The organism is Halapricum desulfuricans (genome assembly GCF_017094465.1).
Classification (GTDB): Archaea; Halobacteriota; Halobacteria; order Halobacteriales; family Haloarculaceae; genus Halapricum.
In genome coordinates, this window is sequence record NZ_CP064791.1 from 1,630,123 (window position 1) to 1,642,714 (window position 12,592).

The 12,592-nt window shown below is 61.5% G+C and carries 9 protein-coding genes, 1 tRNA gene and 1 pseudogene; 5 read left to right on the forward strand and 6 right to left on the reverse strand.

Going from position 1 to position 12,592, the window contains the following annotated elements:
• Positions 1-283 precede the first annotated feature (283 nt).
• Positions 284-357, reverse strand: a tRNA-Lys gene (locus tag HSEST_RS08310).
• A 117-nt stretch (positions 358-474) separates the two neighbouring features.
• On the reverse strand, positions 475-1,839 hold the full coding sequence (locus HSEST_RS08315) for a hemolysin family protein (RefSeq protein ID WP_229120457.1): 1,365 nt from the start codon (positions 1,837-1,839) through the stop codon (positions 475-477).
• A 164-nt stretch (positions 1,840-2,003) separates the two neighbouring features.
• Between HSEST_RS08315 and HSEST_RS08320 the strand changes: the two genes are divergently transcribed.
• Positions 2,004-2,336: a hypothetical protein gene (locus HSEST_RS08320; protein WP_229120458.1), complete on the forward strand. Its 333-nt coding sequence runs from the start codon at positions 2,004-2,006 to the stop codon at positions 2,334-2,336.
• Positions 2,337-2,405: 69 nt separating this feature from the next.
• Here HSEST_RS08320 and HSEST_RS08325 read toward each other — a convergent pair whose 3' ends face one another.
• The gene (locus HSEST_RS08325; protein WP_229120459.1) at positions 2,406-3,158 is read right to left on the reverse strand and encodes a 4-phosphopantoate--beta-alanine ligase; all 753 of its coding nucleotides are present in this window, start codon (positions 3,156-3,158) and stop codon (positions 2,406-2,408) included.
• A gap of 36 nt (positions 3,159-3,194) precedes the next feature.
• Positions 3,195-4,022 carry a pantoate kinase gene (locus tag HSEST_RS08330; protein ID WP_229120460.1) on the reverse strand — a complete coding sequence of 276 codons (828 nt, stop codon included), beginning with the start codon at positions 4,020-4,022 and terminating at the stop codon, positions 3,195-3,197.
• Positions 4,023-4,137: 115 nt separating this feature from the next.
• On the opposite strand from HSEST_RS08330, the gene HSEST_RS08335 reads away from it, so the two are divergent.
• Together HSEST_RS08335 and HSEST_RS08340 are read left to right on the forward strand one after the other, a co-directional pair.
• Positions 4,138-4,440, forward strand: coding sequence for a UPF0175 family protein (locus tag HSEST_RS08335; RefSeq protein WP_229120461.1), 303 nt, complete (start codon positions 4,138-4,140; stop codon positions 4,438-4,440).
• Positions 4,437-4,943 (forward strand): hypothetical protein, encoded by a 507-nt coding sequence (locus tag HSEST_RS08340; protein WP_229120462.1) that lies wholly within the window; start codon positions 4,437-4,439, stop codon positions 4,941-4,943. Before HSEST_RS08335 ends, HSEST_RS08340 begins: the two co-directional genes overlap by 4 nt.
• Positions 4,944-5,425: 482 nt before the next feature.
• Here HSEST_RS08340 and aspS read toward each other — a convergent pair whose 3' ends face one another.
• Complete coding sequence (gene aspS, locus HSEST_RS08345) at positions 5,426-6,730, reverse strand: aspartate--tRNA(Asn) ligase (protein WP_229120463.1); 1,305 nt, start codon at positions 6,728-6,730, stop codon at positions 5,426-5,428.
• Between the two features lie 169 nt (positions 6,731-6,899).
• On the opposite strand from aspS, the pseudogene HSEST_RS08350 reads away from it, so the two are divergent.
• Positions 6,900-11,126, forward strand: a pseudogene (locus HSEST_RS08350) (Eco57I restriction-modification methylase domain-containing protein).
• A 133-nt stretch (positions 11,127-11,259) separates the two neighbouring features.
• On the opposite strand, the gene HSEST_RS08360 reads toward HSEST_RS08350, so the two are convergent.
• The gene (locus HSEST_RS08360) at positions 11,260-11,664 is read right to left on the reverse strand and encodes a helix-turn-helix transcriptional regulator (RefSeq protein ID WP_229120466.1); all 405 of its coding nucleotides are present in this window, start codon (positions 11,662-11,664) and stop codon (positions 11,260-11,262) included.
• A gap of 126 nt (positions 11,665-11,790) precedes the next feature.
• Between HSEST_RS08360 and HSEST_RS08365 the strand changes: the two genes are divergently transcribed.
• Entirely contained in the window at positions 11,791-12,339 is a 549-nt protein-coding gene (locus tag HSEST_RS08365; RefSeq protein ID WP_229120467.1) for a hypothetical protein, read from the forward strand.
• The last annotated feature ends 253 nt before the right edge of the window (positions 12,340-12,592 follow it).

Genomic DNA, 12,592 nt, shown 5'->3' on the forward strand with positions numbered 1-12,592 from the left:
CCAGCATACGGCGAGCGGAGCGAGCCGTTTCACCGGGTGCGAACGAAGTGAGCGCCCGGCCTTTTGGATTCTAAAGTTTTCGAGGAGTGGTGCCCGCAACGCGGCGCAGTCGCGTGAGGACACCCGACGCTGAAAAGTTTAGAGCGGGCCGGGCGCGATTTGAACCACGCGAAGACGGTCCTGCTCGCTCACGATGTTCGCTGCGCGGGCTGCGGCTTCCCTCATTCAAATCCCGCCGGCTATCCACAGCAATCGCTCGCGAATTTGCGAGCGATAGAGTGAGCGGGCCGGGCGCGATTTGAACACGCGACCGTCTGATTAAGAGTCAGACGCTCTGCCGGACTGAGCTACCGGCCCTCGCACCGCAGGATAATGGCAGGGACGTAAAATAGGTTTCCTTTCGACGACGGCGTCGGGCCGGGAGCGGAGGCCAGCGCAAGGCCCTGTCGTCGACGGGATCGAGTCTCCGGACCGTCACTCGGCGGGGTCGTCGCGATCGCTCTCGACCGCATCGGCTCCGTCCTCGGATGCAGTCCGACGGGTGAGCCGAACGGACTCGATCCGGGACCCGTCGACGGCGGCCACCTCCACGTCGAACTCGCCGATTTCGATGCGGTCACCGACCTCGGGGGCACGCCCGAGCCGGTCCAACACGAGTCCGGCAACCGTCCCGTATCCCTCGGCCTCGAACTCAGTGCCGAGGACGTCGTTGACCGTCGAGAGCGGGACGGCACCGTCGGCGTCGTAGGCGTCGCGTCCGTCCTGGCGGATCGCAGGTTCGCGACTCTCGACGTCGAAGTCGTCACGGAGGTCGCCCACGACGGCCTCGACGGCGTCTTCGATCGTCACGATCCCTTCGAGCGCGCCCCACTCGTCGACAATCGCAGCCATCTGTCGCTGCTCGTCGCGGAACTGCAACAGCAACTCCTGCAAGCTGGTCATCTCGGGGACGATCATGATCTCACGGGCCAGCTCCGCGGCAGTCGTCTCCTCGTCACCGGCGTGGCCAGCACCGAGCACGTCCTTCACGTCGAGATACCCGACCACTTGATCCGGGTCCGCGGCCGACACGACAGGATAGCGCGTGTGCCCGGCCCTGAGGACCGTCGCCCGGATCTCGTCTAGCTGCTGGTCGCCGGACACGCTGACGACGTCCGGACGCGGTACCATCACCTCCCTGATGACTGTATCGTCCAGGTCGAAGACGCTCTCGATCATCTCGACTTCGCCCGCGTCGACGTGACCCGCTTCGCCGGACTGTGCGAGTATCCGGCGAATCTCCCGTTCTTCGAGGGTCTCGTCGCTCTCGGAGGCCGGCGGGACACCGAGCATCCGCGTAAACGCGTTCGCCGCACCGTTGAACACGACGATGCCGGGGGAAAACAGGTAATAGGCGACCTTCATCGGGGGCGCGAGAAAGAGCGCGAGGCGCTCGGCCTGGGAGATCGCGATCGTCTTCGGTGCGAGCTCGCCGAAGACGACGTGCAGGAACGTGATGATGCTGAACCCGATCGCGAACGCGACGAGATGGACGATCCCGGCCGGGAGGAACTCACCGAGAACAGGCTCGATGAGCGCTGCGACCGCCGGTTCACCGACCCACCCCAGACCGAGCGAGGCGATCGTGATCCCGAGCTGCGTCGCCGCGAGGTAGTCGTCGAGTTGCTCCATGACTTCCTGGAGCGCAGCCGATCCGGTCCGATCGTCCAAGACGAGCTGTTCGACTGACGTCGCGCGCACCCGAACGAAGGCGAACTCCGAAGCGACGAAAAAGCCGTTCAAGACGACTAACACGAGCGCAAGCACCAGCTGCAGCGACGACACGACGAGATTTACCATCGGCGCTCACCGGGCCGGCACCCGCGCGAATCGTATGTGACCATACTGGCGTCTCTCGGCGAGGCCACAAAAGACCGGTCGGTCTATTGCCGGGGACAGCGCTTCGGTACCGGCTACGCATGCTGCAAAAGTTTTTTCAGTTCCGAGTTAATATGCCCAACCGTATGGGACGAGAGGCATATCGACTGACCGAATCGATCGCGGGGTTCCCGGAGGGTGAAGTACTGGACGTGACTGCGCGGTTCGGCGACTGGCACATCTACGACATGGAACTGGAGCCACGCCGCGAGACGGCGACGACACCGAGCAAGCTGGTCGTCTCCGAGGCGGACGTGGGATTCAGCGAAGCGGAAATCCTCGACGAGACGGCGCGGATCGGCGACTGGCACGAGTACGAGCTGGCGTTCGAGCCAGGTGCGTCCGAACGCGACGAACCGGCCGCGCTCACGATGGACGACCTGGAAACTGTCGCCGAGCGCGTCGAAGCATCGAGCTAGCGGACGACCTGTCTCGATCGCATCGACGGCTCTGACCCTTTCGCCGATCGAGCGCGCAACCGTCGCTCGTTACTTGAGATCGCCACTGCGGATCGCTTGTTCTGCCGCCTGGAGCGCCGCGTTGGGATCGAACTCCGCGATGATCGCTTCGAGAGTCGCATCCGACTCCTCGTCCAGTTCGCGGGCGTGGGCGGTGATGTTCGGGACGGCACGCAGGACGTTGTCGACGATCGGCACAGCCGCGACCTGTGCCGATCGCGACAGCGGGTTCAGGTCGATCACGATCTCGGTCTTGCCCATCTCCCCGAGGGCTTCGGCTCGGTCGCCGTCCTCGAGCGGGACGAGCACGACGTCGGCGCTCTCGATTCCGTCGGCGTCGACCTTCGCGCGTTCGTGCTCCAGTCCCGGGATCCGCCCGTCGGCGTCCAGCCCCTTGACCTCCCCCGCGCCGTGCTCGCGCAGGTGGGAAGCGATCGCTGCCATCCGCTCGTCGGTGCGGTTGAAGAGGTTCACCTCGATTTCGGCGCCGGTCGCTGCGGCCAGTTCGCCGATCTCTCCGGGGACGAGCGCGGCGACGTTGCCGTTGACCGAGAGCACGGGACGGTCGGCCAAAAGCAGATGCGCGGCCGCGACACGTTCGGCCGTCTCGGCGCTCTCGAGGGTCCGCTCGCCCAGCAGGTAGTCGAAGGCCTCGCCCCGTCCTTCGGCGATCAGCCCCTGTTTGCTCGTGATCCCCTTCTCGACCCCTGCCTCGATCCGGTGACGCGTCAAAAGCGACTCGTAGCGGGGGTGGCTCTCGGGGATATCGAGTTCGTCGGCCATACCGGTACTCGGGGAAGCGCCGAAAAACCGCTTTCGTTACACGAGCCGTGCGCCGGCAGCGTCGACCCGGCAAGCCTCGGGGTCGTATCCGGCGTCGGAGAGCCCAGACCCGAGCGCGAAGACTGTCTCGCCGAGCATCGCCATCGAGGCCTCGCCGCCGGCCTCGCTCACGTCCTGGATGACCTCCCGGAGGTGGTCAGTCAGCAAACCCGACTCGCGGGCGAACCGCCGGGAGGCGTAGGCGAACTGTTCGGGAGTAGGTTCGGAGACAAGTCGCGAGAGCGCCTCCGTGCCAGCCTTGCTGAGCAGGTCGGTATCGCCGCCGATCACCTCGCCGGTGTCGAGTTCGCCGAACGTGACGTACTCGACTCGCGGGCGACAGGGGACGGCGTCGATCTCGTTGTGGTGTGGCCCGCCCGGTTCGAGCCGGATCGGCATGCCGCCGGCCGCCTGCGCGACGACATCGCCCAGTCCGGTCCCGGCCCGAACGTCAGCGCCGTGGGCGATCGTGACGAGTTCGTTTCTGGAGAGTTCGCGTTCGTAGACGCTGTTGGCCGCCAGCGCCGCGCCGAGTGCCATCGCCCCGGAGATCCCGAACCCCGATCCGATCGGGAGGTCCGTCTCGGCGACGACAGCCGCCTCGGCGTCCAGCGTGTCGAGGACGGTCTCGACGGCGTCGACGCTCGCCGGCTGGCCGTTCAGTTCGACGCGTCGGTCGTCGGCCCGTTCGACGGTCACGCTGACGCCGTCGGCGAGTGTCACCCCAGCCCCCTGCGAACCGCTCGCCGTCGGGTCGTCGTCCCGATGGACCGTGAAGAAGCCGGTCACGTGCCCCGGGACGAACACTGTCGCCTCGTCGGTCATCGTTCGAACGTCCGTGTGGACGGACAAAAGCGAGACGGTTGCGGGACGGTCGCTCGCGCCGACGGCGGTTGCCAGCCCCTACCTTCAAGGCCGCTTCAGCTATACAGGCGTGTATATGCCGACACTCAGTGCCGAGGTAGCCGAAGAGACCGCCGCCGATCTCGAGGCGGTCGCAGAGTTGCTCGGGGACGACGACGAGACGACGATCGAGAAAGCCCTGCAGGAAGGGCTGGAGACGCTCCGGATCCGGGTCGCGGTCGAGCGCTACCAGACCGGCGACGTCTCGATCGGTGAGGCCGCCGATATCGCCGACTGTACCGTCGCCGACTGGCTGGAGGTCGCCCACGAGAAGAACCTCACCGCCCAGTACACGCCCGAGGAGTTGACCGACGACGCCGCGACCGCCATCGACCCATGACGTTCGTCCACGTCGGACCGACGGTGCTGTACGATCTCGGCCAGATCGGCGAACTCGACCTGCTGTCGTACTTCGACGGCGCGATCGTCGTGCCGGCGGCGGTCCGCGCCCAGATCACGACCGAGCCTGCCGCGACCAACCTCGCGCAGTTCATCGAGGAGTCGACGGTCATCACTTCCGTCCGGCCCGAAGTCCGCGAGCAGGCCGCCAGCGCGCTGGGGCTCGATGCCGCCGGGTACGAGGCGGCACTGCTCGGGGGGCTGTTCGACGAGTCCATCGACGACGATCGACGAATTCTGGTGCTGTCGGACGATAAACGATTGCGAGCGCTTGCCGAGGGGCTCGGTGCATCGGTCACCGGCTCGTTCGGCGTCGTCGTTCGCGCCGCCGTCGAGGACAAGTATCTCTCCGCCGGGCAGGCAAAGCGGATCGTCTCACGGATGGACGACCACGGCGTCCAGCTGACGGGGCAACTGAAGACTGCGGCGATCGGCGAACTCTAATACCACTTTTTACTTCGTCGGGTGCGCGCCGTCGGCGCGCACCGCTCCTCGCAAAAACGTGGGGAAAAACAACCCGGACGCTCGGCTCCGCCTCGCGTCCGGTGAACCGCGCCTTCGGCGCGGATGCTAGTCTCCCACCGCCTCGTCAAAAATATACAACCACTTTTCTTCCCTCGGGTTTCCTCGCGTCTACGTCGCTGCGGGAACAGCGTTGCGGCTTCGCCGCCGTTCACAGACCAGCAAGACCGAAAGATCCCCGCTCGGCCCGCAAACTTGCGAAAAAGCCCTGCTGACTCGCTGTGTTCGCCAGCAGTGAAACGGCTTGCTTCGATCGCTGTTCCCGTGTGCTCTCAACGTTTCGTCAGGGACTCAGCCGTTGCCGGTCTGGCGAGGCCCACTCCGTTCGTCTCGCTGGCTCCCAGCCACTTCGCCTCAGGGACTCAGTCGCTGGCGATCTTGAACCGCGGCGAGATCGAGCGACTCTACGGAGAGAGTCGCTGGCGATCTCGCGGGAAGATCACCGCCTCTCGGATGTTGTCAAGTCCGAGCATCGTCATGACCAGGCGCTCGCCGCCGAGGCCCCAGCCGGCGTGGGGCGGCATGCCGTACTTGAACATCTTGGTGTAGTACTCGAAGGCCTCCGGGTCGAGTCCCTGCTGTTCGAAGCCGTCGACGAGGTGGTCGTAGCGGTGCTCACGCTGACCGCCCGAGACCAGCTCCATCGACGGGTGCATCATGTCGAAGCCCGTCGAGATTTCCTCGTCGTTGTCGTAGTCCTTGATGTAGAAGGGCTTGATCTCGCTGGGCCAGTCGGTGATGAAGTAGTGCTCGCCGACCTCCTGGCCGAGGACGTGCTCGGCTTCCGTCGAGAGGTCGTCGCCCCAGACCAGCGGCTCGTCGAGTTCGCCCGTCGCGTTGATCCGCTCGATGGCCTCCTCGTAGGTCAGCCGCGGGAACTCGCCGTCGGGCACCTCGAAGTCGTCTGCGAGGTCGAGCGCCTCCAGCTCGCGCTGACAGTTCTCCGCGACGCCCTCGTAGGCGGCCTTGACGACGTGCTCACAGACGTCCATGGCGTCCTGATGGTCGAAGAAGGCCGACTCGAAGTCGATCGAGGTGGCCTCGTTGAGGTGTCGCGGCGTGTTGTGCTCCTCCGCGCGGAAGATCGGGCCGATTTCGAAGACCCGCTCCAGGCCGGAGCCGACCATCAGCTGCTTGAACAGCTGCGGGCTCTGGTTCATGAAGGCCTCGCGACCGAAGTAGGTGATCGGGAACAGCTCGGTCCCGCCCTCGGTGCCCGTAGCGACGATCTTGGGCGTGTTGATCTCGGTCGCGTCGACCTCGCGGAAGGCCTCACGGACGCTCCGGAGGACCTCCGCCCGGATCTCGAAGACCGCCTTGACCGCGGGTTTGCGCAGGTCCAGCGTCCGGTTGTCCAGCCGCGTCGAGAGTTCGGCGTCGACCTTCCCGGAGGGATCCAGCGGGAGTTCGGGGTCGGCCTCGGCGATAACCTCGACCGACTCGGGGACGATTTCGACGCCGGTCGGGGCGCGGTCTTCCTCTTCGACAGCGCCCGTGACCGCGACGACACTCTCGCGGTGGACGTCCAGGCCGGTCTCGACAAGCTCGTCGTCCATCTCGTCTTTCTCGAATTTGACCTGGATCTTGCCGGTCGTGTCCCGTACGATGATGAATGCGATGCCACCGAGGTCGCGGATCTCGTGCACCCAGCCTTTGACGGTTACGTCGTCGCCGGGCTCGGCCTCCGCGGTGTAGGTTCGCTCGTCCATGCTCGGCCCTATTGGTTGGCCTGACTTAAACACCGTTTATTCGTCCCGAGCGACGAGGCGGTGAGACGGGCAGCGGTCAAGGTCCATTTTATGTGAGAGAATCCGTGTCTCAACGCGCGCAGACGTGCCCAACTTTGATTACCTTCGCCGTCCGGTGATCAGCCAACGCATGAGTCAGGCGACACTCGGCGAGATGCCGTATCGGAACTCGGGGCTGTTCGCCGATTACTATCTCCGCGAGCGAATCGACGACCTCGAGGAGTGGGACTGTGACGACACCGCCGAGGACGCGTTCGACGCCCTTCGGGCGCTCTATCTGGACGAACACGAGTTGCTCGCGGCCTACAAGGAGCACGAACTGATCGACGCCTGGGTCGACCCGGTCATCGAAGCGCTGGGGTTCGAGAAGATTTCTGAGACCTCACTGCCTGACGGTGGCGGCGAAGTCGACGGGTTGCTGTACGACTCGGCCGAGGACCGCCGGGAGGCGATGAAACGCAAGCGCGACGACGACACGCGGGCGACGTTCGCCCGGGCGAACGCGATCCTCGAAGTCAAACAGTGGGACGCAGACTTCGACGCCGAGTTCAGCGAGCGCCGTAACTACCGGGACGCCTCGAATCAGATCAAATACTATCTGGAACGGACGCCTGACGACCTCGCGTGGGGGGTCCTGACCAACGGCCGCAAGTGGCGACTCTACAGCACCAAAGACTACGAAACACAGATCTACTACGAGGTCGATCTCCCCGAGATCCTCAGGTCGGGCGATCTGGAGGAGTTCAAGTACTTCTATACGTTTTTCGGGCAGCTTGCCTTTCGGGAAACCGCCGGGGCGACCTTTCTGGAGACAGTTTGGTCCGAGAGCGAAACCGCTGCCGAGGAACTGGGCGAGGACCTGCAGGACAACGTCTTCACCGCGCTCAGGGTGCTCGGGCGCGGGTTCGTCGAGTACAACGATCTGGACATCGACCCCGAGGACGACGCCGCGCTGGCAGAGTTAAAAGAGCAATCACTGGTGTTGCTCTATCGGCTGATGTTTGTCCTCTACGCGGAGTCACGGGGGCTCATCCATCCGGACGAACCGGGCGCACAGGAGGAGTACGAGGACAATTTCAGTCTCGATGCGATTCGGCGGGAGATTTACGAGGAGATCGAGGCCGGCAAGACCTTCGAGGAGGCCTTCAGCGAGTACGCGACGGGCTACTGGGGGCGACTGCAGGACCTGTTCGAGTTGATCGACAACGGCGAGGAGTCGCTGGGGATCCCGCCGTACAACGGCGGCCTGTTCGACCGCGAGGAGCACGACTTTCTGGCTGATCACGAGGTGAGCGACCGTCATCTCGCGGAGGTCATCTACCAGCTTTCGACGGTCGCAAACGACGAGGACCGGGACGTGCTGGCCGACTACGCCGATCTGGACACCCGCCACCTCGGGTCGGTCTACGAGGGGTTGCTGGAACACGATTTCCGGATCGCGCCCGAGCAGTACGCCGCCGTCGCCGAGGACGGCGCGCAGGTCTGGAAGCCCGCCACCGAGGTCTCGGTCGCCGACGCGGTCGAAACGGTCCCTGAGGGCGGACTGTACGTCGTCAACGACGAGGGCGAGCGCAAGGCGACGGGCGCGTACTACACGCCTGATTACGTCGTGACCTACATCGTCGAGGAGACGGTCGGGCCGCTGGTCGACGACATCGAGGACGACCTGCAGGATCGCGGGCTGGAGCGCAGCGACGTCGAGTACTTCCGGGGGTTGTACGACGGGATTCAGGAGTTACGGATCCTCGATCCGGCGATGGGGAGCGGGCACTTCCTGACGAAGGCGACGGCCTACCTCACCGAGCGCGTGATGGAAGTCGTTCGCGAGCAGGAGCAGTTCGACTTCCCCGAAGACGAGATCCGCCGGACGATCGCGAAGGAGTGCATCTACGGCGTGGACCTCAACGGGATGGCCGTCGAACTCGCCAAGCTGTCGATGTGGCTGGAGACGCTGGCGGCGGACAAGCCGCTGGCCTTCTTCGATCACCACCTCAAGACCGGCAATTCGCTGGTCGGCAGTGACATCACGGAGGTGCTGTCCGAGGACAGCGAGGGCGAGGGTGGGCAGTTGACGCTGACGCAGGCGTTCGCGCGGGTGCGCCAGCGCACGCTGGGCCACGTCATGGAGTTGATGCAGGAGTTGCTGGCGATCGACAACGACGAACTGGCAGACATCAAGTCGATGGAAGAACTGTACGACGAGATCCGCGACGATCCCCTCTACGGGCGGTTGTTCGAGTTGGCGAACGTCCACACCGCCGAGCGGTTCGGGCTGGACGTGCCCGAGGGGGCCTACGAGGAGATGGCCGACGCCATTGAGGATGAGGACGACTGGGCCGAGATTCAAGAGAACGACTGGTTCACGTCGGCGCAGGCGATGGCCGGCGAGGAGACGTTCTTCCACTGGGAACTGGAGTTCCCCGAGGTGTTCTTTGACCAAGATGGTGAGAAGATGGACAGCGCTGGGTTCGATGCTGTTGTCGGGAATCCGCCGTATGTGCGGATTCAATCGATAAGAGCGAACACTCCCATACAAGCCAATTATATATCAAATAAATATCAATCCTCAGTGAGGAATTTCGATTTATATATGTGTTTCACTGAAGAAGGGTATAGATTGACAAATCCAACTGGAAAACTGGGGTTTATCGAACCACATAAATTTTTCAAAAATAAATCTGGTGAAGGACTAAGAGAATTCATATCTGATAGAAATGCGCTTGATAAAGTCGTCTCATTCGGCCATGAGCAGGTATTCAATGGAGCATCAGTATATACTTGTGTTCTAGTTCTCTCTGCAAGTCCCCAAGAAGAATTTGAGTATGCAGAATTATCACCTATCAACCTCATTACAGTTGAAAAAACTGAGTTTAGATATATTTCTGAATACGACAGTTCATCATGGATATTCAATTCGATTGGGGTTAAAGAAGTTTTAGATCGTATCGATCAGCAACCAAGAAAACTAGAAGACATCGCAAAAGTATATGTTGGCCTGCAGACAAGTGCGGACAGTATCTACTTATTGCATCATGTCGGGGAGGAAGGAGAATATGAGCTAGTTGAAAGCAAGGAAGATGGAGAAACGCACAAAATTGAAACAGAAATTCTGAAGCCGTTCTTGAAAGGCGAAGATGTGGGCCGGTATGAGTACGTAGAGACAGATCGACGGGTTATATTCCCATATGATATTCCAGACAACTCTACTGGAGAGAAGGAAGCAAGATTCATAGAGGAAAAAGAATTGAGCGAAAAATATCCGAAAGCGTATGACTATCTCACGAAACATGAAGAAGCTCTTCGGGGTAGAGAAGACGGAAAGATGGATAACGAAAGATGGTATGACTACGTCTATCCCAAGAATCTAACAAAATTCGAACAGAATAAAATATTGACACCAGAGATTGGATATGGAGGTAGTTTCACTCTTGACGAAAACGATCACTATCACAAAACAAAAGTGTATGGTGTTTTACTAAATGATGATACATAATTTACAGAATATTCACTAATAGCATTGTTAAACAGTAAACTTCTGTGGTTTTTCATATCTAGGACAGGATATGCCTTACGCGGAGGTTATTTTACTTTCAAGCGAGATTACCTGTATCCATTTGGGATTCCTCCGAAAGGGAAGTTAACAGAAAAAGAGGTTGAAAGTCAATATCTGGATATGAATGGGGAGAATGTGCAAGTCAACGTCGCTTTATCTGAACTCTCTCAGGCCATATTAGATGCAAACAAGTCACTACATAATCTCAACCTCTCCCTTCTCGACCACCTCGGCAACTACGAGGAGGGCCAGACACTCTCAGAGATCGGCCTGACCCAGCCCCCGGAGGGTGCGGCGGATTCGATCCTCCAGCAGACCACCGAGCAGCGGCCGAACCTCCGGGTCGGCGAGGCCACGGTCGAACGCGAGTCGCCCACGACGGTCGAGATTCGACTCACCGCTCGCTACAAACCCGACGATCCAGAGGCACACGAGACCGACCAGTGGGGCTACACCGAGACTGACCCCCTGCCGGCGCTCAGGATCACCGACCTCATCGAGACGGAGGCAGATCTGATCGCGGCGTTCGTGCCCGTCGCCGTCGAGGAGGCCGGCGGGTTCGCGGACTTCCGGGAGACCGCGACCAAGACCAACTCCTTGATCGACCGCCTGCAACAGCTGACTTTGCCCCGCGTGGCCGACGTCGAGAGTGGGCTCGAAAACTACACCGAGACGAAAGCCCGGGCCGAGGAACTGGAGGAAAAGATCGAGCGCACCGACGAGTTGATCGACGAGATCGTCTACGAATTGTACGGGCTGACAGAGGAGGAGATCGAAATCGTGGAAGAGGCAGTCGGAGACTAGCATACGCGCCGGAGGCGCGTTTCACTCGACCGAACGTAGTGAGGTCGAGGTAGTTTTTCCCCACGTTTTTGCAAGGAGTGGTGCGCGAACGTAGTGAGCGCACCCGACGCAGTAAAAAGTGGTAGTGGGTGGTCTAGGGCCGAGGCGCCTGCTCGTATTTGACCATCTTCTCGGGTTTGTCGGAGATAGTCTCGTACATCCGCTGGAGGGTGTCCTCGGCGGCGAGCAGGTTGTGAGCTTCGAGGAACTCGCGACCGTCTGCAGTGAGGCCGTAGAACTTCCAGGGGTAGCCCTGGCGACGTTGGTCGTCGTCCAGCGCGACCTCCGTGACGATGCCGGCGTCGATCAGCTTCTGGACGTGCTTGTAGACGGTCGCCTCGCTCACGCTGGGGTTGAGTTGCTCGAGTTCGTACATCGAGGGAAGCTGCTCGGGGTGTTGCAGGATGTTGGTGACCAGCGCGAACCGCGTCTGCTGGGTGACGAAGTGGACGAGTTCGCGCGAGCCCATCCCCGACGCGGTTTCCAGTTCGGTGCTCATACGCCGTCGTATGCGCTCCTGCGCCAAGTAGTTTACCCTGGGGTAAATCACTCTAGGGTAAATCAGGGTGCTGAACGGTTCGACGCTGCCATAAAATATATCGCACGACTTGGAGAAAAAGCGTCCATGCCCGATGCGGAGCCGCCCGTCCCCGAAGACGTCCTCACGAGTGCCAAAGATCGGCTCGAGGAAGAAGAGATTTCGCTGGCGGACAACGAGGAAATCCTCCACGCGCTGAGCGAACTGACGCCGGTCTACGAGAACGATCGGTCGTACTTCGTGCTCGGAAACTACGACCGAGAGCCGATCCGACGGCTGAATCTGGTGGTCGATCGACTCAACCGTCGCCAGGACGCCTACGCGTTCCGGATGGTCGATATCCGCGGCGAGTGGGACAACAGCATCCAGAAGTTCTGTTTGATCGCCGATATCGTCACCTACCTCGTCGGCGTCGCTGAAAAGGAACCGAGCGATTTCCTCGTCGAACAGGGGCTGCTCGTCGGTACGACCGAGTATTTCTCCAAGAGCCACGTGCTCAAGCGGGAGTACGAGGACGCGGAGCACCCCTTCGGCTGGATGCAAGACGGCGTCTTCGAGCTGTTCGACCGGAACGGGCGGCTGTATCGCTGGCAGACTGAAGCGGATCTCGTCGACGTGACCGAAGAACTCCCCTGAGAAAGCGAGCCCATTGTATTTCAGGTTTTTGTGACTGGTTCGAGAGCAGCGCTCTCACAGTCCATGCGAACGGGCCTGTGGCCGCTACACGCAGCGAGTGATGGGAGACGCGACTAGCGGGACCGTCCCCAAATGGCGAGCGAGAAATTCCGAGGGATTAACCGCCCGTTGTATGGGAGCGGGTGTCGGCTCCTCCCCTACAGTAGGGCGGGGAATCCGCCTCGCCACCTAGTCGTAGCCCCCAATAACAAAT